This is a genomic window from Pseudomonas sp. R1-6 (assembly GCF_051132115.1).
Lineage (GTDB): Bacteria > Pseudomonadota > Gammaproteobacteria > Pseudomonadales > Pseudomonadaceae > Aquipseudomonas.
This window is the reverse complement of record NZ_CP071662.1, coordinates 2751720-2771633: the sequence shown is the minus strand read 5'-3', so window position 1 is coordinate 2771633 and position 19914 is coordinate 2751720. Positions and strand designations below refer to the sequence as shown.

Sequence of the window (19914 nt, the reverse complement as noted above, 5' to 3'; positions counted from 1 at the left end):
CCAGGCCATGTCGGAAAAAGACACCATCTCGGTCCAGTTGGTGCGCGAAGCACTGCTGCAAAGCTGTGCCCCTGGCGCTGCGACCGACGAGGTGCTGCGCAAAGTCGGCATCGACCCGGCGTTGCTCGGCGATGGCCAGGCGCGGGTCCCGGCCCATGCCTATGCGCAGCTTTGGCGCCTGCTGGCGAGGCGCCTGGATGATGAATTTTTCGGCATGGACCCGCGCAAGCTCAAGTCCGGCAGCCTGGCCTTTCTGTGCCGCTGCGCCATGGCCCAGCCGACATTGGCGTCCGGGCTGACGGCGGGGCTGGGGTTCCTTTCGCTGATGCTCGAACACCTGCCGGCGCAATGGGCTCGCCAACAAAGCCTGGCGGAAATTGTCCTGCTCGAAGAAGACCAGACACCGCGCCGGGCCTTCACGTATTTCACCTATTGGATGATCGTCCATGGCGTGGCCTGCTGGCTGGCCGGGCGACGCATTCCGATCCTGTCCGTCGAGTTGCGGTGCCCGCAGCCCGACTTCTGTGATGATTACCGCGTCATGTTCTCCCAGAACCTGCGCTTCGACCGGCCCCGTACGCGGATGATCTTTTCCGCCGACTGCCTGGACCTGCCCATCCGCCGCAGTCCCGAGGAGCTCAAGCGCTTCCTGGCCCAGGCACCGGCGAATATCCTGGTCAAGTACCGCGACCCGCAAAGCCTCTCCAGCCGCATCCGCCATGACCTGCGCCAGCTGCCCGCCGAGCAGTGGCCGGAAACCGAGGCCCTGGCCCAGCGGTTATGCGTTTCCGCCTCGACCCTGCGCCGACGCCTGGCAGAGGAGGGGCAAACCTACCAGGGCCTCAAGGACGGCGTCCGCAAGGAGCTGGCCATTGCCTGGCTGGCCGAACCTTCCATCAGTTTCGTGGAAATCGCCTCGCGCCTGGGGTTCGCCGACGCCAGTTCGTTCTACAAGGCGTTTCGCAAGTGGTCCGGGTCCAATCCTGGGCACTATCGCAGCTTGATTCTCAACGAGGCGGGCTGACGGCCCGCACAGCCAACGCCTACTTTGGTCCATGGCCAAACCAGTCAAGCAACTTGAAGGCTTTGACCATTGCCGCGCCGCCTCTTCGGCGCGAGTATTTCCCTGCTATTCACGGTTCCCCCCACCAATAAAAAGTACAGAGGGATTCTGGTCATGCGCGATTATTCGTCCGCCACGTCGCAGTTCGATTACCTGAACACCGTCAATGCCTCGTTGCACGGCTCGCTCGAAGCGCTCAATGCCTGCGTCGAATGCTGCGACAGGCACACCTTGCCGGGGCGCATCGCCTTGTTTTGGGAGGGCCGTGACGGCAGTGACGCGACCTGGACTTACCGTGACCTGCAGGACAACGCGGCGCGCTTCGCCAATTTCCTGCGCGCCCAGGGCGTCGGCAAGGGTGACAGGGTGGCCGGCCTGTTGCCGCGCACTGCCGAATTACTGATCGTGGTGCTCGCCACCTGGCGTATCGGCGCGGTGTACCAGCCGCTGTTCACCGCATTCGGCCCAAAAGCCATCGAACACCGCCTCGGCAGCTCCGGGGCACGGGTTGTGGTCACTGACGCCGTCAACCGTCCAAAACTCACTGAGGTTGCCGATTGCCCCATCGTCGTCACGGTCGGCGGGAAAAAGGGCGAGGGCATCGTTCGTGGCGATTTCAGCTTCTGGGCCGAAGTCGCCAATCAGCCCAACCAGTGCGAACCCCTGATGCTGACTGGCGAAGACCCGTTCCTGCTGATGTTCACCTCCGGCACCACCGGCCCGGCCAAGGCGTTGTCGGTGCCGCTCAAGGCGATCGTGGCGTTCCAGAGCTACATGCGCGACGCCGTGGACCTGCGCCCCGAAGACGCGTTCTGGAACGTTGCCGATCCCGGCTGGGCCTACGGCATCTATTTTGGCGTGACCGGGCCTTTGGCGATGGGGCATCCGATCACGTTCTACGACGGCCCGTTCACCCTGGACAGCACCTGCCGGGTCATCAATAAATACGGCATCACCAACCTCGCGGGCTCGCCAACGGCCTATCGCCTGCTGATCGCTGGCGGCGAGCAGTTCGCCCGCTCAATCAAAGGCAAGCTGCGCATCGTCAGCAGCGCCGGCGAGCCGCTGAATCCGGAAGTGATCCGCTGGTTCGCCGACAACCTGGACGTGGTGATCCACGACCATTACGGCCAGACTGAACTGGGCATGGTGCTGTGCAATCACCACGGCCTCAAGCATCCGGTGCACCAGGGCGCCGCGGGTTTTGCCTCGCCGGGCCATCGCATCGTGGTGCTGGATGAAAGCAATCAGGAGTTGGGGGTCGGCCAACCGGGCATTCTTGCGGTCGACCGTAGCCAGTCACCCATGTGTTGGTTCGCCGGCTACCAGGGCGGGCCGACCAAGGCCTTCGTCGGCGATTATTACCTGAGTGGCGACACCGTCGAGTTCAATCCGGACGGCAGCATCAGCTTCGTCGGGCGCAGCGATGACGTGATCACCACGTCCGGCTATCGCGTTGGCCCGTTCGATGTGGAAAGCGCGTTGATCGAGCATCCGGCGGTGGTCGAGGCTGCCGTGGTCGGCAAGCCCGATCCGGAACGTACCGAGCTGGTCAAAGCCTTTGTGGTGCTCAGCGCCCAGTACCGCGCCGCGCCAGAGCTGGCCGAAGAACTGCGGCTGCACGTGCGCAAGCGCCTCGCTGCCCATGCGTATCCGCGAGAGATCGAATTTATCAGCGACTTGCCGAAAACCCCAAGCGGCAAATTGCAGCGCTTTATCTTGCGCAACCAGGAAATCGCCAAAGCTCAAGAGGCTGCGGCGAAGAACGTTTCAGCTTGAATCCAAGGAAACCATGATGCAGATCGACAACAAGATATTCCTCGTTAGCGGTGGCGCTTCCGGCCTCGGCGCGGCCACCGGTGAAATGCTGGTCAAGGCCGGCGCCAAGGTGATGCTGCTGGACCTCAACGCCGACGCCGTGGCCGCCCAGGCGCAAAAGCTTGGCTGCCAGAGCGTGGTCGCGGACATCAGCAACGAAGCAGCCGCCGAAGCGGCGGTCAAGGCCACGGTCGATGCGTTTGGTGGCCTCAACGGCTTGGTCAACTGTGCAGGGATCGTGCGCGGCGAGAAGATCCTCGGCAAGAACGGTCCTCACGCCCTCGCCAGTTTCAGCCAGGTGATCAACGTCAACCTGATCGGCAGTTTCAACCTGTTGCGCCTGGCCGCTGCGGCCATTGCCGAAACCGAAGCCAACGCCGACGGCGAGCGCGGTGTGATCATCAATACCGCGTCGGTGGCGGCCTTCGACGGCCAGATCGGCCAGGCAGCCTATGCCGCATCCAAGGGCGCGATCGCCAGCCTGACCCTGCCGGCCGCCCGTGAGCTGGCACGCTTCGGCATCCGTGTGATGACCATCGCGCCGGGCATTTTCGAGACCCCGATGATGGCCGGCATGACCCCGGAAGTGCGCGACTCCCTGGCCGCCGGCGTGCCGTTCCCGCCGCGCCTGGGCAAACCCGCCGAGTACGCGGCGCTGGTCCGGCATATCATTGAAAACAGCATGCTCAACGGCGAGGTGATCCGTCTCGACGGCGCCTTGCGCATGGCCGCCAAATAGGAGGATTTGTCATGTCCCATGATCCAATTGTCATCGTCAGCGCTGTCCGCACCCCGATGGGCGGCTTCCAGGGCGAACTCAAAAGTCTGACCGCGCCGCAGCTGGGTTCGGCCGCCATCAAGGCTGCCGTGGAGCGTGCCGGCATCGCACCGGACACGGTTGAAGAAGTGTTGTTCGGGTGTGTGCTCGCCGCAGGCCAAGGCCAGGCGCCGGCACGGCAGGCAGCCCTCGGCGCCGGGCTCGACAAATCGACCCGTTGCACCACACTCAACAAGATGTGCGGTTCGGGCATGGAAGCAGCGATCCTCGCCCATGACATGCTCGTCGCCGGCAGCGCCGACGTCGTGGTGGCGGGCGGCATGGAAAGCATGTCCAACGCCCCGTATCTGCTGGACCGTGCTCGCGCCGGCTTGCGCATGGGCCACGGCAAGGTGCTGGACCACATGTTCCTCGACGGCCTCGAAGACGCCTACGACAAGGGGCGCCTGATGGGCACCTTTGCCGAAGACTGCGCCGAGGCCAACGGCTACAGCCGTGAGGCCCAGGATGCCTTCGCCATCGCGTCCACCACCCGCGCGCAACAGGCAATCGAGGATGGCAGTTTCGATGCCGAAATCGTGCCGTTGCAGGTCATGGTCGGCAAGGAACAGGTCACCGTTCGCCACGACGAGCAACCGCCCAAGGCACGCATCGACAAGATCCCCACGCTCAAACCGGCGTTCCGCGAAGGCGGTAGCGTGACGGCGGCCAACTCCAGCTCGATTTCCGATGGCGCCGCAGCCCTGGTGATGATGCGCCAGAGCCAGGCGCAACAGCGCGGCCTCAAACCGCTGGCGGTCATCCATGGCCATGCGGCCTTTGCCGACGCCCCGGGCCTGTTTCCCACGGCGCCGATTGGCGCGGTCAAGAAGCTGATGGGCAAGACTGGCTGGTCGCTGGACGAGGTTGATCTGTTCGAAGTCAACGAAGCTTTTGCCGTGGTGGGCGTGGTAACGATGGACAAGCTGGAAATCCCCCATGACAAGGTCAACGTCCATGGGGGCGCTTGCGCCCTGGGCCATCCGATCGGTGCATCCGGCGCACGGATCCTGGTGACCTTGTTGTCGGCCCTGCGCCAGAAGGGCCTCAAGCGCGGCGTCGCGGCCATCTGCATCGGCGGCGGCGAAGCCACGGCCATGGCCGTTGAATGCCTGTATTAAGGAACTGCCATGCTCCCGACTGAAGAACAGACACAAATCCGCGACATGGCTCGGCAATTCGCCCAGGAGCGTTTGAAACCGTTCTCGGCTGAATGGGACCGCGAGCATCGTTTTCCCAAGGAGGCCATTGGTGAAATGGCCGAGCTGGGCTTTTTCGGCATGTTGGTGCCGGAACAGTGGGGCGGCTGCGACACCGGTTACCTGGCCTACGCGATGACGCTGGAAGAAATCGCCGCCGGCGACGGCGCGTGCTCGACCATCATGAGTGTGCACAACTCGGTGGGTTGCGTGCCGATCCTGAAATTCGGCACTGACGAGCAGAAAGCCAGGTTCCTCACACCCCTGGCCAGCGGCACGATGCTCGGCGCCTTTGCCCTGACCGAGCCTCAGGCCGGCTCCGACGCCAGCAGCTTGAAGACCAGGGCGCGGTTGGAGGGCGACCATTACGTGCTCAACGGCAGCAAGCAGTTCATCACGTCCGGGCAGAACGCTGGAGTGGTCATCGTGTTTGCGGTCACCGATCCGAGCGCCGGCAAGCGCGGTATCAGTGCTTTCATCGTGCCCACCGACTCGCCAGGCTACAGCGTGGCGCGGGTCGAAGACAAACTCGGCCAGCACGCCTCCGACACTTGCCAGATCCTCTTCGAGGACCTGAAGGTGCCCGTGGCCAATCGCCTGGGAGAAGAGGGCGAGGGCTACAAGATCGCCCTGGCGAACCTGGAAGGCGGGCGGGTTGGCATTGCCGCGCAGTCGGTGGGCATGGCCCGCGCGGCATTCGAAGCGGCGCGCGACTATGCCCGTGAGCGCCAGAGTTTCGGCAAACCGATTATCGAACATCAGGCCGTGGCGTTCCGCCTGGCCGACATGGCGACTCAAATCGCCGTGGCACGGCAGATGGTTCATCATGCCGCAGCCCTGCGCGATGGCGGCCAGCCGGCACTAGTGGAAGCATCCATGGCCAAACTGTTCGCCTCGGAAATGGCCGAGAAGGTCTGCTCCATGGCGCTGCAAACCCTGGGCGGCTACGGTTACCTCAACGATTTCCCGCTGGAGCGCATCTACCGCGACGTGCGGGTCTGCCAGATTTACGAAGGCACCAGCGATATCCAGCGCATGGTCATTTCGCGCAATCTTTGAACAAGGAATCCTGCATGAATTACGAAACGATTTTGTTGGAGATCAAGGACCGCGTCGGCCTGATCACGCTAAACCGTCCTCAGGCGCTGAATGCGCTCAACGCGCAGATTGTCAGCGAGCTGAACCAGGCGCTGGACAGCCTGGAGGCGGACCCGCAGATCGGTTGCATCGTGCTGACCGGCTCGAAAAAAGCCTTCGCCGCCGGCGCCGACATCAAAGAGATGGCCGAGCTGACCTACCCGCAAATCTATTTGGACGATCTGTTCAGCGACAGCGACCGCGTTGCCAATCGCCGAAAGCCGATCATTGCGGCGGTGAACGGTTTTGCCTTGGGCGGCGGGTGTGAATTGGCGTTGATGTGCGACTTCATCCTGGCGGGTGACAACGCCAAGTTCGGCCAGCCGGAAATCAACCTCGGCGTGCTGCCGGGCATGGGCGGCACCCAGCGTCTGACCCGCGCCGTGGGCAAGGCCAAGGCTATGGAAATGTGCCTCACCGGGCGTTTTATCGATGCGGTCGAGGCCGAGCGTTGCGGCATCGTTGCGCGGATCGTGCCGGCTGATGAGCTGCTGGACGATGCAATGAAGACGGCGGCACTGATCGCCTCCAAGTCCGTGCCTATCAGTATGATGATCAAGGAAAGCGTCAATCGCGCTTTTGAAGTCAGCCTGTCCGAAGGCGTGCGTTTCGAGCGGCGGGTATTCCACGCCGCGTTTGCGACACAGGACCAGAAGGAAGGCATGGCGGCGTTCGTGGCCAAGCGTGCGGCGGCGTTCCAGGACAAGTAGGCGGCGTTCCGACTGACCCCATCGCGAGCTAGCTCGCCCCCACAGTGGATCTGAGGTGTACGCGCCATTGCGTACGCCTCCAAACCCTGTGGGAGCGAGCTAGCTCGCGATGTTTTTCCCGCCGTTACGCCAGGTAGTGCTTGAGTTCGCGGGCAATGACCATGCGTTGTATTTCGCTAGATCCTTCGTAGATCTGGGTAATCCGCGCATCCCGGTAGTAGCGCTCCACCGGATAATCCTCCAGATACCCGTACCCCCCATGGATCTGTATCGCCGACGAGCAGACTTTCTCGGCCATCTCCGAAGCAAATAGCTTGGCTTGCGACGCTTCCGACAAGCACGGTTTACCAGCGCTGCGCAGGCGCGCGGCGTGGAGGATCAGCAGGCGGGCGGCGTTCAGGCGGGTGTGCATGTCGGCCAGCAGGTTGGCGATGCTTTGGTGCTCGATGATCGGCTTGTCGAACTGAACACGATCGCGGGAGTAGGCCAATGCCGCTTCGAACGCTGCGCGGGCGATGCCTAGTGCCTGGGCGGCAATGCCGATGCGACCGCCTTCGAGGTTGGAGAGCGCAATGGCCAGGCCTTTGCCTCGGGCACCCAGCAGATTGGCCTCGGGCACGGTGCAGTTGCTCAATGTCACCGCGCAGGTGTCGGAAGCGCGAATGCCCATTTTGTGTTCGGAGCGATCGACGTTGAAGCCCGGGGTATCGGTCGGCACCAGGAACGCCGAGATGCCTTTCTTGCCCAGGTCCGGGTCGGTCACAGCGAAGACGATCGCCAGCTTCGCCCGTTTGCCGTTGCTGACGAACTGCTTCGCGCCGTTGATCACCCATTGGCCGTCCCGCAGCTCGGCGCGGGTGCGCAGGTTGTGGGCTTCGGAGCCGGCCTGGGGTTCGGTCAGGCAAAAGCAGCCGATCGCCTGGCCGCTGGCAAGATCCGCCAGCCACGTCTGCTTCTGCTCATCGGTGCCGAAATTGAGGACCGGCCCGCAACCCACCGAGTTATGAATGCTCATCAATGCGCCCGTGGCACCGTCGCCAGCGGAGATTTCTTCCACGGCGAGGGCGTAGGCCACGTAATCGACATAGGTGCCGCCCCATTCCTCCGGCACGACCATGCCCAGCAGGCCCAACTCGCCCATCTTCGCCACCAGGCCGTCGTCGATCCACCCGGCTTTCTCCCAGGCCTGAGCGTGGGGCGCGATTTCACCGCGGGCGAAGTCACGGGCCATGTCGCGGATCATCACTTGTTCTTCGGTCAGCTCGAGGTCTTGCATGATCAATTCCCGTGGTAGTCGAGGCCGTCGAAGAAACTCGCCACGACCGAGGCGTCCAGCGCCTCCAGGGTCGGCGGGTTCCAGCGCGGGCGCTTGTCTTTATCGATCAGCAAGGCGCGTACGCCTTCGATCAGGTCACCGCGCTCGAACCATTGGCGGTCCAGGTGCAGCTCGAGGGCGAAACAGTCTTCCAGGCTCAAGTGACGGCCGCGACGCAACATTTCCAGGGTCACCGCCATGGCCAATGGCGAGCGGGTTTCCAGCAGATTGGCGGTTTCCATCGCCCAATCATGGCTGTTGGCAACCGTGACCTGACGCAACTGCTCGACCATGCTCGGCACATCGGGCAGAGCGAAGAAATGGTCGATGACGGACCGCAAATCGGCGAGGGGCGGTGCAGGTAGCTGTTGAACCGCCATTTTTGCCAGCAGGCTTTGCAAGTCCTTGAGTGGGGTATCGCGCCACTCCAGTCGATCGAGACGCTCATCGAGCTGGGCAAGCTTGCGGCTATCGAGGTACCAGTCGGCGAGCCCACAGTACAACGCGTCGGCGGCGCGGATGTGCACACCACTGACGCCCAGGTAGATCCCCAGCTCACCGGGAATGCGCGGCAGGAAATAACTGCCGCCCACGTCCGGGAAATAACCGATGGACACTTCAGGCATGCCCAGGCGAGTGCGCTCGGTCACTACCCGCAGGTCGGCGCCTTGCGCCAGGCCCATGCCGCCGCCCAGCACGAAACCGTCCAACAGCGCCAGAATGGGCTTGCGATAGTGGTGGATGGTCAAGTCGAGGGCGTATTCCTCGACGAAGAAGTCTTCATGCAGGGTATCGCCCTGCTTGTGGCTGTCGTACAGCGAGCGGATATCACCGCCGGCACAGAACGCCTTGTCGCCGGCACCGCGAAGGACCACCGCGCGAATCTGCGCATCCTGCGCCCAGGCATCGAGTTGCTGTTGCATGCTGCGCACCATGCCCAAGGTAAGGGCATTGAGGCCGGCGGGGCGGTTCAGGGTCAAGTGGCCAATGTGGTTGCGGACTTCGAACAGCACCTCGTATGGCGCGGTCTCGACGCCGTCCGCAGCTTGGGATGAAACCTGAGCTGTCATCGCTAACTCCCTGCTTTTATTGTCTTTATAAATAATGTCGCGCGTACCCGATCGGGATCGTAACAGTGCAAATTTGCATTGCACAACCGGGATACGTGCAGGTCATGTCTGCATATTTATAGCAGCCACAGGCTCAACCGCGACCCGACAGCACCTCCGTGATGCTGCGGCGCTTGGCATGGCGCTCGCTGGCGTGGATCAATTGTTCGAGATCCTCGGGAGTTACGTCGAAGAACGCTTCCATTTCCTCGAGCGCAAGCTTCAAGTCTTCGGCGGTGATGGCCTGGCGATCCACGGGCGGGTGGTCGGCCGGAATGGCGGCGACCGGCTCGCTGGCGCGCTTGGGGTAGCGTACGCGCGTCAGGTTGTTGTAGGCCAATGCGAAGGCGAGCAGACCGGAGCCGGCCAGCATCGAAGCGCCAAGCGCCTGCCAATCCAGGGCAATGATCGAATGATCCGCCAGCACCAGCGTGGCCGCCAAGGCCCCCGCCGGCGGGTGCAGGCAACGCAGCCAGCACATCAGAACCAGCGCCATGCCGGCCGCCAGGCAAGCGCTGCCCAGTGTTCGGCCGAGCACATGGGCGACCAGCAACGCCACGACTGAAGCACAAAGGTAACCGCCAAAAATCGACCAAGGCTGGGCCAGGGCGCCCGACGATACGGCGAACAGCAATACCGCCGAGGCCCCGAGAGGGCCGATCAGGTGTTGCGCCACTTCGAGGCCAAACACCTGGCCGCAGAGCCAGACACTGAACATCGTTCCTAAAGCCATGCCGATCGCGGCACGGCTCCATTCGGTGGGACGGGTATTGATAGCAGCGGGGAACCAGCGAGAGAACATTAAGCGGAGATCCAAAAAGCCAACAAAAAAAGGGGCTTACGGGAGAATCCCAGAAAGCCCTTTAAGTGTTCCAACATTTGGGGGAGGAACGGAGCACAGTGTGCCGCTCGGCTCTCTTGCTTACAAATTCATATTAATGCTGGTTGAGTTCATTTATTTTGCAGTTTGATCAAGCGCTTCTGGCTTGTAACCAAGGCTGGTGGGCAATGGGCAAGCTGCATGACTGTCCGCGGCCCATCGGGAAATAGACGAAACCTCTGTCCGCCATGCGTTCCGGTTCATAGAGGTTTCGCCCATCAAAAATCACCGGTGCGTTCAGGCGCTGCCGGATCAGCTGGAAATCGGGGGCCTTGAACGACTGCCATTCGGTGCAGATGATCAACGCATCGGCGCCGGCCAGGACTGACTCTGGCGTTCCCATCAGCATCAGTTTCGGCTCGTTGGGGTAGAGCAGCTGGGTCTGTTGCATTGCTTCGGGGTCAAACGCGCGGACGTTGGCCCCAGCCGCCCACAACGCTTCCAGAAGCATGCGACTGGGGGCGTCGCGCATGTCGTCGGTGTTGGGCTTGAAGGCCAGGCCCCACAGGGCAAAGGTCTTGCCATGCAAGTCGCCCTGGTAGTAAGCATTGATGCGTTCGAACAGTTTGTGTTTCTGCCGCAGATTGATGGACTCCACCGCCTGCAGCAGGTCACTGGCGCAATGGGCTTGCTGCGCTGTATGGATCAAGGCCCGCATGTCTTTGGGGAAGCACGAACCGCCGTAGCCGCAACCGGGATAAATGAAGTGATAGCCGATGCGCGAGTCAGCCCCTATGCCCTGGCGCACCGACTCGATGTCGGCACCAAGGTGTTCGGCCAGTTCGGCGATCTGGTTGATGAAGCTGATTTTGGTCGCCAGCATGCCGTTGGCCGCGTATTTGGTCAGCTCGGCGCTGCGCACGTCCATGAACAGGATCCGGTCGTGGTTGCGGTTGAATGGCGCATACAGCTCGCGCATGGTTTCCCGAACTTCCTCACGCTCACAGCCGATCACGATGCGATCGGGACGCCGGCAATCGGAGACCGCGGAGCCCTCCTTGAGGAATTCGGGATTGGACACGACATCGAATTGCAGCAGGCGCCCGGCCTTGAGCAGGCACTTATCGATGTGGGCGCGCAGGATATCGCCAGTGCCCACCGGCACGGTGGACTTTTCCACCACCACCAGCGGCTGTTCGCCGTAGCGGGCAACGGCTTCAGCGACGGCGAGGACTTGGCGTAAGTCCGCCGAGCCGTCTTCCCTGGACGGCGTGCCGACGGCGATGAACACGACCTGCCCATGCCGGACGGCCATTTGTTCGTCGCTGGTAAAACGCAAGCGCCCGGCATCGAGCCCCTCGCGCACCAGCGTCGCCAGGCCGGGTTCGAAAATACTCACCTGGCCCTGGCGCAGGTTCTCGATCTTTTGCTCGTCGATGTCCATGCACACCACGTCATGACCGACCTCGGCCAACACGACGGCTTGCACCAATCCAACGTAACCACTGCCGAACACGCTGATCTTCATGGCGAACTCCCTGGACCATCCCGAGCGGCCGCACCCAGCGGTACACCGCGGTGCGCTCGTTTCAGGATAGGGCGGGGATGTTGCAGTTCACTGACAGCCTGCCGGGGCAGGGTCCGCCGCCAGCCGGTATTGGGCAGGCAGTTGCGCGCTGAATTCTTCAACCACCTCCCGGGTCTGGGTGACGATGTCTTCGACCCGCTCCATGCCCGCGCCGGTGCGCCAGCTGGCGACCACGTCCATCACCGAGGGCAGCGGCACGCCATCCACCAGCCTCAACGTGCCCTGGGCCAGTTCGCCTTGAACCAGCGCCGCGGGCATGGCGCCTATGCCAAAGCCGTCGCGCACCAGCCGCGTGATGGCCGATGCCGAATTCACGCAATTGATGCGCGGCGAGACGATATTGGCCGAGTGCAGCAGGTTGAGGATGTCCTGGTGCGGACGCGAGTTGCGCGAAAAGGTCACGATGCGCTCCTGGGATAATTCTTCCAGCGAAGCATAATCGCGGTCATAGGCGGAGCCGGTGCGCACCACCCAATGCATCGGATAACGGGTCAAAAGCGTATTGCGCACGCTGTCCAGGCGCAGGATGTCGGTTTGGAAGATGATGTCCTGATAGCCTTTTTCCAGCTGCGAGCACAGGTTGCTCGCGGTATCGGCCGACAACTCGATTTCCAGGGCCGGGTAGCATTCCATCAGCCGTGTCACCAACGGGCTGAGCCAAGTATGGATCACCGTGTCCATCGCGCCGATGCGGATCCGACCGCGCACCTGACGGGGATCCTTGATCACCGCCTTCATGCTTTGCATGGTTTCCATGATGCGCTCGGCATATTCGAGTACCCGCAGGCCTTCGGATGTCAGCGACACGCCCTTGGGATCGCGGACGAACAAGCGCACGCCCATTTCATCTTCAAGGGCCGCGATACGGCTGGAAATCGACGCCTGAGTGGTGAAGAGCTTTTCCGCCGTCAGCCGGAAGCTTTTCAAGCGGGCGACCCAGACGAAGGTTTCCAGGAACTTGATATTCATGTCGGGCAGCTCCTTGAAACGAAGAGGCAGGGAAATCCAAGGGCGATCAAACCGTTCGATCATGCCTGACTGACAGGTATTGGATCACGTCTTCAAGCGCGCTTGAATCCGGCACCGCATCCATGGCGTCATCAACGCTGCACCACGGGTACGCCAAACGCGACACCCAGGCCATGACTACCGATAGATCGTCTGCAGGCAAGGTTTTCATGTGTGAAATGGTAATGGTGAGTCCCTCAGCCAACCACGATTGGGGCCTGAATCGCCAGTCATACCGGCCACACCCGACCCGGACTTCACCGCTGTGCTTGTCCGCCATGGCGACCATCCAACGGCACTGTAGCGTCTCGGCGTTGGACGCAGGAGGAGCGTCCAGGCAAAACGTGTAGACGTTCTCGAAGGTCTGGTTGAAACGGCTCACCAGCACATCACCGATGGCGCCACGGCCTTCGACATGATCGGGGAATGAAATGGATCCGGTGCATACCACCATGTCCAGGGTCGCGTCATTGGTAAACGCCTGGTCCAGCAGGTGGGGGCGGTTGCCGTCCTTGGCGCGGATGTACTGCTCGATCGATCGTCGCGGGCTGTTCATCAAATCTCCGTCTCCGGGTCGATACATCACAATGCGCTGTTCCATAGATCGGTGACCAGCATGCAACCCGGCGCGTGAGTGATACACAGCGGCGGACGCGACGCCTGGACCACCGATTGAGGCGTCACGCCACAGGCCCAGAATACCGGTATTTCATCGCTTTCGACCGGTACCGCATCGCCGTAGTCCGGCGTTTCCAGGGACTCAATGCCGATCAGCGATGGATCGCCAATGTGTACCGGGGCGCCATGGACGCCGGGCATGCGCCCGGTGATCTGGATCGCCTGGATCGCCGCCGCCGCTTTCATCGGGCGCATGCTCACGACCATTTTGCCAGACAGTCGCGCGGTGGGGCGTGTGTCGATGTTGGTGCGGAACATGGCGACGTTGCGACCCAGGTCGATGTGCCTCATCCGAATGCCGGCCTCAAGCAACGGTTGCTCGAAAGAAAACGAACAGCCGAGGGCGAAAGTCACCAGGTCATCGCGCCAAAGGTGTTCGATGTCCGAAGGTTGCTCACTTATCTCTCCGTGGTGAAAGACCCGGTAGCTTGGGACCTCGTGGCGGATGTCGATGGGAGCGCCCAGGTTGCGCAGGAAGGGGTCACCCGGTTCCGTCACGTCCAGCACCGGACAAGCCTGACGGTTGAGCGTGCAGTAGCGCAGGAACTCGTCGGCCCAGTCTCCCGGCAGGATCACGATATTGGCTTGGACCCGGCCCTGGCCCAGGCCGCTGGTATGGCCGTGGTATTGCCCGGCGGCGATTTTCTGGCGCAAGGCTTGCGGTGAACACTGCTGCAGTTGCTCGAGGGACAGGGCTGATGGACTCATCGCAAGGGGCTCCGTTGGGTTCTTTTTCTGAGTGAGTCCTTTTTAGAAAATCCCGGCGATGGCGTCCAACAAGGAAAATTGCTACCCCCTGACAAGTAAAAGTTATTCGACCGTCGACAGCCCCGGTGCCGCGACCATGCGTTGCGGTCCGACGTCCGTGGCGTACTGGCAGACCACTTGGCGGCTCATGTGCACGATGCTTTCGATCAGTTCGAGCCCCACGCCGGCCCGCCACGATGCGACGACATCGAGCTGGGGAAGGGGCGCGCCCGGTTCCAGCTGGATCAACTCGCCACGGGCCAGCGGCTTGGTCACCAGCGCCGCGGGCAGCGCACCAATGCCGAAACCGTCGCGTATCAGTCGCGTCATCGCCGATACCGAATTGACGCAACTGACCCTCGGCGTACCGACGCCATGGGCATACAGCAGGTTGAGCACATCCTGGTGAGGCCGTGAATGCTTGACGAAAGTGATGATGCGCTCGCTCGCCATTTCCGCCAGCGAGGCGTAGGGCCGGGCGTAAATCGATTGGCTGGCGGCGATCCAGTGCATCGGGTAATGCCCCAGCTCGAGATTGCGCACGCTTTCGTGGCGGACCAGGTCGGTCTGGAAGGCGATGTCCAGGTAACCTTTTTGCAGCTGCTCACAAAGATTTCGCGCCGCGTCGGCGGTGATTTCGATCTCCACGGCGGGAAACGCCTGCATCAGCATCGACATCAACGGGCTCAGCCAGGTGTGAATCACCGTGTCCATCACACCGATGCGCACCAGGCCTTGCTGTGGGGTGCTGTTGTCCAGGGACTGCTTCAACTCGCGCTGGACGTCGAGCATTCGCTCGGCATATTCAAGGACCTTGGTGCCTTCCGGGGTCAATGACACGCCCCGTGAATCACGCACGAACAGGCGCAGGCCCAGCTCGTCTTCCAACGAGGCGATCCGACTGGAAATCGCGGCCTGGGTGCTGAACATCTTTTCGGCGGTCAGGCTGAAGCTTTGCAGGCGAGCGACCCAGACGAAGGTTTCAAGGAATTTGAGGTTCATGGTGGCTCTCTTGGCGTTTATCGTTCTTATGGTTGGAATTGTTACTCCAGATAGGGCTTCGGCGCGCATCAAATTTTCTTATGTACGCGCCTGGGTTTTTCCCGTTTGACGCTGTATCGCGCCACTGCGAAGAATCCGCCCCGTGGCGAGGGAGCTTGCTCGCTTAAGCGCGCAGCGCTCAGCGTGAATGGGGCCGCTGCGCCCGAGGCGTCGGACCGGCGCAGCGGGAGCAAGCTCACTTGCCACAGTATCCGCACTGCCCCAAATAATAAGCGAGGCGCGTCCGCCGTCCCCGAAGGGATCGTTCGCGCCCACAAAAAGGAGCACGCCATGCCCTGTTTCATCGATACCCGCTGGAGCCGTTCGCCCATTGGTCCCTTGCTCGGCCTGGGCCTGATCGGCGCGCCGGTGGCCCACGCCGATTTCATTGGCGACAGCAAGGCCAGCCTGGAAGCTCGCAATTTTTACTTCAACCGCGATTTCAGGCAGGAGGGCGCTCGGGACAAGGCCGAGGAATGGGCGCAAGGGTTCTTGTTGCGCCTGGAGTCGGGGTACACGGCCGGCACCGTGGGTTTTGGTCTCGACGCCTTGGCGATGGCCGGCATCAAGCTGGACTCGGGCGGCGGCACGGCGGGTACCAATCTTTTGCCGGCGGACCTGTCCGGCGGCTCCCAGGATCGCTACGGCGAAGTCGGCCTCACCGCGAAAATGCGCTTGTCCAACAGCACGCTGAAAGCCGGGACGCTCCAGATCAAGGACCCGGTGGTGAATTCCAACGACACGCGCCTATTGCCGAGCACCTTCAAGGGCGGGCTGTTGAACGTGCAGGAAATTGACCGCCTCAAGCTCACCGCCGGGCAGCTCACCCAGATCAATTTAGTCGATTCCACCGACTATCAAGACATGACCGCCAATCGCATCGGCGGCATCAGCGACAGGTTCCAGTTCGCCGGGGCGGACTACCAGCTTCTGCCCAATCTCACGGCGCAGTACCGCTACGGCAAGCTCGAGGATATCTACCAGCAGAACTACCTCGGCTTTGTCCACACCCTGGACCTGGGCGATGGCCAGTCACTGAAAAGCGACGTGCGTTACTCGCGCAGCACCGAGGACGGCAGTTTCCGCAGGATCGATAACCAAGCGTTCGGCGCACTGTTCACCTACAGCCTCGCTGGCCACGGGTTCGGGCTGGGCTATCAGCGCATGAGCGGCGACGATCCATTCCCCTACATCTCCCGCAGCGATCCCTATCTGGTCAACTTCGTGCAGATCGGCGACTTCGCCAACACCGACGAACGCTCCTGGCAAGCCCGCTACGACTACAACTTCGCCGCCCTCGGTGTGCCGGGCCTGACATTCATGACCCGCTACATCAGTGGCGACAACGTGCAACGCAGCGCGCCAGGGGAGGGCCAGGAATGGGAGCGCAACACCGACATTGCCTATGTGATCCAGGACGGCACATTGAAAGGGCTGGGTTTCAAATGGCGCAATGCAACGGTGCGTTCGAACTTCGGCAATGACCTGGATGAGAACCGTTTGATCGTCAGCTATACGATGGCGTTGTGGTGAGTCCCCAGGCCGTCAAGCCTTGACCCAACGCTGACGGCTCCAACTGCTCAACGTATCGACGGTGAAGACCAGCAGCAACATCGCCAGGATCACCGTGCTGCCTTGCGCCTCCTGGAACAGGCTGAGGCTGACGTAGAGCATCTGGCCAAGGCCGCCGGCGCCGACGAACCCTAGAACGCTGGCCATGCGGATGTTGTTTTCCCAGCGGTACAAGGTGTAGGCCAACAGTTGCGGCATCAGGTTGGGCAGCGTGCCGTAGCAGAACGCCCAGAGGGCGCTGGCCCCTTGCAGGCGGAGGGCATCGGCGGGTTGCGACGGAGTGTTTTCCAAGGCTTCGGCAAACAATCGACCGAGCACGCCGACGGTGTGCAGGGCGAGCGCCAGCGTACCGGCGTTGGGGCCAAGCCCGGCGGCAAGCACCATCAGCGCGGCCCATACCAGCTCCGGCACCGCGCGCAAGGCGTTCAACAACAGGCGCGACACGCTCTGCAACGGCCAGCCAAGGCGCCCGGCGGCGGGCAGCGCCAAGGCCAAACCCAGCACTGCCGCGAGCAGTGTGCCAAGGGCGGACATGGCGATGGTTTCCAGCGCGCCATGGCCGATCGCCTTGAGGTAGGTCGGGCTCAGGTCAGGGGTCAGGAAACGCTGGGCATAAGCGGCCATTTGCTTGAGATTCGAGTGATCGCCAAGGGCGTCCAGGTCGATACCCAGATAGACGAACGAGGCAACCACGGCCGCGCCGATGCACAGCAGCAACAGCGCGTTGAGCAGGCGACTCATGCCAACCTCCAGCGCAGCACGCGACTGAGCTGGTCGGCGAGCAGCACCAATATCAGGAAAGTCAGCAGCAGGCTGGCGACTTCACCGCCGGCGAACATGCGCAACGACAGGTCCATCTGTTGGCCCAGTCCACCAGCGCCGACGAAGCCCATCACCACCGAGGCGCGGATGGCGCATTCCCAGCGGTACACGGTGTACGACAGCAGCTCGGCGGCGACGTTGGGCAAGATGCCGTAGCAGAAGGCGGCGAGCCGACCGCTTCCGGCTTGCATCAGCGCGTGTGCGGGGCGTTGGTCAACCGACTCGAAGATTTCCGCGTAGACCTTGCCCAGCATGCCGCTGTAGGTGATGGCGATGGCCAATACCCCGGCGGTGGGGCCAAGACCGACGGCCCGGACGAAGAGCAACGCCCAGACGATCTCCGGCACGCTGCGCAGGAAGATGAGCAGGCCACGGACCGGCCAACGCAGCCACTGACCCCAAAGGCCAGGCCTGCCTGCGCGGTACGCGGCGGACAACGACAGCGCCCGGCTGGCGACCAGGCTCGCGGGCACCGCCAACAGCAGTGCCAAGGTCATGCCGGCGGTAGCGATGGCGAGCGTCTGCAGTGTGGCTTGCAGCAGCAATTCGACAAACGTTTCGTCATGGGCCGGCGGCCAGAACGCGGCGGCGAACCGGCCCATCTCGCTTTGGCTATCGCTGGCCAGCAGCACACCCAGGTCCAATTCGCTGAAATGGATACCCGGCCACAGCAGGGCAATGGCCAGCAGGCCAAGGAACAGGCGAGGGAGGGCGGCGGGGTCCCGAGCGTCACGCGTCAGCATCGGGGAATCTGCACGCTCGACGGCGGCGGTGGGCTCGACAGCGACTCCAGTTGCTCATTGGCATAAAGTGCATCGAGCTGCTTGCGATCAACCGCTTCGGTCGGCAAGTCGAAGAGAATCTGGCCCTCACGCAAACCAATGATTCGCGAAAAATGCGCAAGCGCCAGGTCCACCGCATGCAGACTGGTCACCAGGGTGACCTGCTGCTCCCGGGCATGCTGGCAGAGCACCGAGAGCGTGTGCTCGGCGAGCACCGGGTCCATCGCCGATACCGGTTCATCCGCCAGCAACACCTCCGGCGCCTGGTAAAGCACGCGGGCGATGCCGACGCGTTGCAGCTGCCCGCCGGACAATTGCTGGCACTGCACGAACAGTTTTTCCCCCAGGTCCAGACGGGCCAAGGCTGCCCGAGCCCCGCGCACGTCCAGCGGATGGAACAGGTTCAGCAGGCTTTTGCCGAGACCCCATTGTCCCAGCTTGCCAGCCAGTACTGCGGTGACCACACGTTGGCGCGGGGGCAGGGGAGGCGCTTGATGAATCAAGCCAATGCGTGCACGCAGGCGTTGGCGCTGGCGCGCCGACAGCTGCCAGGCCCGCTCGCCCAGCACTTCTACTTCACCGTGGCCTGGCCGCAGCGCGGTGGCAAGGACGTTGAGCAGGCTCGACTTGCCAGCGCCGGACGGGCCGATGATCGCGACCTGTTCCCCTGCGCGCAGGTGCAGGTCCACGCCGCGCAACGCCTGGGCGCCGTTGGCGTGGATGACGCTGGCCTGGGTCAAACGCAATGTCATTTGAGCAGGTCAGCGGCGCGTGCGGCTTCTTCGATGCCCTTGTAGTTCTCGGGCTTTGTTTCGATGAAGCGGCTGGCGGCTTGCAAATCAAGGATCTCCTTGTCCTTTGGGTTCGCCGGATCGAGCGCCAGGAACGCGGCCTTGATCTTGGCGGCCACCGCCGGGTCGAGGGTCCCGCGCACCGTCCAGTTGTAGTCGAAATACGCTGGGGTGGTGGCGAAGACCTTGACCTTGCTGGTGTCGACCTTGCCGGCGGCCACCAGTTTTTCCCAGACGCTGGCGTTGAGCACGCCGGCGTCGACCTTGCCGGCCTGGACCCACGCGGCCGTCGCGTCATGGGCACCGGAGTAGCCCACGCGGCTGAAGTAGGTTTCCGGCTTGATGCCATCCTGGAGCATGAAGTAACGCGGCATCAGGCTGCCGGAGGTAGACGAAACAGAGCCAAAGGCAAAGCTCTTCCCCTTCAGGTCGGCCAGGGATTTGACGGCCGGGTCGGCACTGATGAATTTACTGGTGAACTGCGCGTCCTGCTCACGTTGCACCAATGGAATGGCGTTGCCGGTCTTCAGGCGAGCCTGGACGAAAGTAAAACCGCCCAGCCAGGCCATGTCGATGCGGTCGGTGGCCAATGCCTCGACCACCGCGGGGTAGTCGCTCACCGGTACGAACTCGACCTTCATGCCGATCTGCTGCTCCAGATAAGCACCCAGCGGCTTGAACTTGCGCAGCAATTCGGTCGGCGCTTCGTCGGGAATCGCGCTGACTTTCAGGGTGTCGGCGGCCTGCGCCAGGACAGAACTCAGGGTCAGGGTGAAACCGACGGCCAAGGCCAGGGAACGCTTGAGCATGGAAATCTCCGGTGCGTGAAAGCAAAAAGGTTCAATCACCTGGCATTCTTGCCGGGCGCGTTGTGAGGGTAGACGAATGGGGGCGATT

Annotated in this window: 19 protein-coding genes; 7 read left to right on the top strand and 12 right to left on the bottom strand. The window is 62.5% G+C overall.

All coding sequences use genetic code 11. The features are described 5' to 3' along the window. Positions 1 to 7: 7 nt before the first annotated feature. The 6 genes from J3P81_RS12585 to J3P81_RS12560 all read left to right on the top strand — a co-directional run bounded on the left by J3P81_RS12585 (position 8) and on the right by J3P81_RS12560 (position 6744). Complete coding sequence (locus J3P81_RS12585; protein ID WP_434564057.1) at positions 8 to 1024, top strand: AraC family transcriptional regulator; 1017 nt, start codon at positions 8 to 10, stop codon at positions 1022 to 1024. Positions 1025 to 1177: 153 nt separating this feature from the next. Further along, positions 1178 to 2842: an AMP-binding protein gene (locus J3P81_RS12580; protein ID WP_434564056.1), complete on the top strand. Its 1665-nt coding sequence runs from the start codon at positions 1178 to 1180 to the stop codon at positions 2840 to 2842. A gap of 16 nt (positions 2843 to 2858) precedes the next feature. Then, positions 2859 to 3620, top strand: coding sequence for an SDR family NAD(P)-dependent oxidoreductase (locus tag J3P81_RS12575; protein ID WP_434564055.1), 762 nt, complete (start codon positions 2859 to 2861; stop codon positions 3618 to 3620). An 11-nt stretch (positions 3621 to 3631) separates the two neighbouring features. Continuing rightward, positions 3632 to 4819 carry an acetyl-CoA C-acyltransferase gene (locus J3P81_RS12570; RefSeq protein WP_420763943.1) on the top strand — a complete coding sequence of 396 codons (1188 nt, stop codon included), beginning with the start codon at positions 3632 to 3634 and terminating at the stop codon, positions 4817 to 4819. 9 nt (positions 4820 to 4828) lie between these two features. Then, complete coding sequence (locus J3P81_RS12565) at positions 4829 to 5956, top strand: acyl-CoA dehydrogenase (RefSeq protein WP_420763944.1); 1128 nt, start codon at positions 4829 to 4831, stop codon at positions 5954 to 5956. A 14-nt stretch (positions 5957 to 5970) separates the two neighbouring features. Then, positions 5971 to 6744: an enoyl-CoA hydratase gene (locus J3P81_RS12560; protein WP_420763945.1), complete on the top strand. Its 774-nt coding sequence runs from the start codon at positions 5971 to 5973 to the stop codon at positions 6742 to 6744. A gap of 124 nt (positions 6745 to 6868) precedes the next feature. Here the strand turns inward: J3P81_RS12560 and J3P81_RS12555 are convergent, their stop codons facing one another. The 8 genes from J3P81_RS12555 to J3P81_RS12520 all read right to left on the bottom strand — a co-directional run bounded on the left by J3P81_RS12555 (position 6869) and on the right by J3P81_RS12520 (position 15011). Next, positions 6869 to 8020 (bottom strand): acyl-CoA dehydrogenase family protein, encoded by a 1152-nt coding sequence (locus J3P81_RS12555; protein ID WP_434564054.1) that lies wholly within the window; start codon positions 8018 to 8020, stop codon positions 6869 to 6871. 2 nt (positions 8021 to 8022) lie between these two features. Then, entirely contained in the window at positions 8023 to 9129 is a 1107-nt protein-coding gene (locus J3P81_RS12550) for an enoyl-CoA hydratase/isomerase family protein (protein WP_434564053.1), read from the bottom strand. Between the two features lie 133 nt (positions 9130 to 9262). Beyond that, positions 9263 to 9970 (bottom strand): HPP family protein, encoded by a 708-nt coding sequence (locus tag J3P81_RS12545; protein WP_434564052.1) that lies wholly within the window; start codon positions 9968 to 9970, stop codon positions 9263 to 9265. A gap of 169 nt (positions 9971 to 10139) precedes the next feature. Beyond that, entirely contained in the window at positions 10140 to 11516 is a 1377-nt protein-coding gene (locus J3P81_RS12540) for a UDP-glucose dehydrogenase family protein (protein ID WP_420763949.1), read from the bottom strand. Positions 11517 to 11603: 87 nt separating this feature from the next. After that, entirely contained in the window at positions 11604 to 12545 is a 942-nt protein-coding gene (locus J3P81_RS12535) for a LysR family transcriptional regulator (protein WP_434564051.1), read from the bottom strand. 46 nt (positions 12546 to 12591) lie between these two features. After that, on the bottom strand, positions 12592 to 13140 hold the full coding sequence (locus J3P81_RS12530) for a hypothetical protein (protein WP_434564050.1): 549 nt from the start codon (positions 13138 to 13140) through the stop codon (positions 12592 to 12594). A 26-nt stretch (positions 13141 to 13166) separates the two neighbouring features. After that, positions 13167 to 13970, bottom strand: coding sequence for a putative hydro-lyase (locus J3P81_RS12525; protein ID WP_434564049.1), 804 nt, complete (start codon positions 13968 to 13970; stop codon positions 13167 to 13169). A 102-nt stretch (positions 13971 to 14072) separates the two neighbouring features. Next, entirely contained in the window at positions 14073 to 15011 is a 939-nt protein-coding gene (locus J3P81_RS12520) for a LysR family transcriptional regulator (protein ID WP_434564048.1), read from the bottom strand. A 330-nt stretch (positions 15012 to 15341) separates the two neighbouring features. On the opposite strand from J3P81_RS12520, the gene J3P81_RS12515 reads away from it, so the two are divergent. Then, positions 15342 to 16583, top strand: coding sequence for an OprD family porin (locus J3P81_RS12515; RefSeq protein WP_434564047.1), 1242 nt, complete (start codon positions 15342 to 15344; stop codon positions 16581 to 16583). A 12-nt stretch (positions 16584 to 16595) separates the two neighbouring features. On the opposite strand, the gene phnE is transcribed toward J3P81_RS12515, so the two are convergent. From phnE to J3P81_RS12495, 4 genes are read right to left on the bottom strand one after another with little or no spacing between them, the layout of a single operon-like run. After that, positions 16596 to 17363, bottom strand: coding sequence for a phosphonate ABC transporter, permease protein PhnE (gene phnE, locus J3P81_RS12510; RefSeq protein ID WP_420763954.1), 768 nt, complete (start codon positions 17361 to 17363; stop codon positions 16596 to 16598). Then, the gene (locus tag J3P81_RS12505; protein WP_434564046.1) at positions 17360 to 18187 is read right to left on the bottom strand and encodes a PhnE/PtxC family ABC transporter permease; all 828 of its coding nucleotides are present in this window, start codon (positions 18185 to 18187) and stop codon (positions 17360 to 17362) included. The genes phnE and J3P81_RS12505 overlap by 4 nt, the downstream gene beginning before the upstream one ends. Then, positions 18181 to 18978, bottom strand: a complete 798-nt coding sequence (locus tag J3P81_RS12500; RefSeq protein ID WP_434564045.1) for a phosphonate ABC transporter ATP-binding protein — start codon at positions 18976 to 18978, stop codon at positions 18181 to 18183. The genes J3P81_RS12505 and J3P81_RS12500 overlap by 7 nt, the downstream gene beginning before the upstream one ends. Next, the gene (locus J3P81_RS12495) at positions 18975 to 19826 is read right to left on the bottom strand and encodes a putative selenate ABC transporter substrate-binding protein (RefSeq protein WP_434564044.1); all 852 of its coding nucleotides are present in this window, start codon (positions 19824 to 19826) and stop codon (positions 18975 to 18977) included. Before J3P81_RS12495 ends, J3P81_RS12500 begins: the two co-directional genes overlap by 4 nt. Between the last annotated feature and the right edge of the window lie 88 nt (positions 19827 to 19914).

Excerpts from the sequence above, each read along its gene's own strand:
- J3P81_RS12580 (WP_434564056.1), top strand. The coding sequence starts at position 1,178 with ATGCGCGATTATTCGTCCGCCACGTCGCAGTTCGATTACCTGAACACC.
- J3P81_RS12525 (WP_434564049.1), bottom strand. The coding sequence starts at position 13,970 with ATGAGTCCATCAGCCCTGTCCCTCGAGCAACTGCAGCAGTGTTCACCG.
- J3P81_RS12570 (WP_420763943.1), top strand. The coding sequence starts at position 3,632 with ATGTCCCATGATCCAATTGTCATCGTCAGCGCTGTCCGCACCCCGATG.
- J3P81_RS12560 (WP_420763945.1), top strand. The coding sequence starts at position 5,971 with ATGAATTACGAAACGATTTTGTTGGAGATCAAGGACCGCGTCGGCCTG.
- J3P81_RS12520 (WP_434564048.1), bottom strand. The coding sequence starts at position 15,011 with ATGAACCTCAAATTCCTTGAAACCTTCGTCTGGGTCGCTCGCCTGCAA.
- J3P81_RS12545 (WP_434564052.1), bottom strand. The coding sequence starts at position 9,970 with ATGTTCTCTCGCTGGTTCCCCGCTGCTATCAATACCCGTCCCACCGAA.
- J3P81_RS12585 (WP_434564057.1), top strand. The coding sequence starts at position 8 with ATGTCGGAAAAAGACACCATCTCGGTCCAGTTGGTGCGCGAAGCACTG.
- J3P81_RS12565 (WP_420763944.1), top strand. The coding sequence starts at position 4,829 with ATGCTCCCGACTGAAGAACAGACACAAATCCGCGACATGGCTCGGCAA.
- J3P81_RS12505 (WP_434564046.1), bottom strand. The coding sequence starts at position 18,187 with ATGCTGACGCGTGACGCTCGGGACCCCGCCGCCCTCCCTCGCCTGTTC.
- J3P81_RS12495 (WP_434564044.1), bottom strand. The coding sequence starts at position 19,826 with ATGCTCAAGCGTTCCCTGGCCTTGGCCGTCGGTTTCACCCTGACCCTG.
- J3P81_RS12530 (WP_434564050.1), bottom strand. The coding sequence starts at position 13,140 with ATGAACAGCCCGCGACGATCGATCGAGCAGTACATCCGCGCCAAGGAC.
- J3P81_RS12515 (WP_434564047.1), top strand. The coding sequence starts at position 15,342 with ATGCCCTGTTTCATCGATACCCGCTGGAGCCGTTCGCCCATTGGTCCC.
- J3P81_RS12550 (WP_434564053.1), bottom strand. The coding sequence starts at position 9,129 with ATGACAGCTCAGGTTTCATCCCAAGCTGCGGACGGCGTCGAGACCGCG.
- J3P81_RS12535 (WP_434564051.1), bottom strand. The coding sequence starts at position 12,545 with ATGAATATCAAGTTCCTGGAAACCTTCGTCTGGGTCGCCCGCTTGAAA.
- phnE (WP_420763954.1), bottom strand. The coding sequence starts at position 17,363 with ATGAGTCGCCTGCTCAACGCGCTGTTGCTGCTGTGCATCGGCGCGGCC.
- J3P81_RS12500 (WP_434564045.1), bottom strand. The coding sequence starts at position 18,978 with ATGACATTGCGTTTGACCCAGGCCAGCGTCATCCACGCCAACGGCGCC.
- J3P81_RS12575 (WP_434564055.1), top strand. The coding sequence starts at position 2,859 with ATGCAGATCGACAACAAGATATTCCTCGTTAGCGGTGGCGCTTCCGGC.
- J3P81_RS12555 (WP_434564054.1), bottom strand. The coding sequence starts at position 8,020 with ATGCAAGACCTCGAGCTGACCGAAGAACAAGTGATGATCCGCGACATG.
- J3P81_RS12540 (WP_420763949.1), bottom strand. The coding sequence starts at position 11,516 with ATGAAGATCAGCGTGTTCGGCAGTGGTTACGTTGGATTGGTGCAAGCC.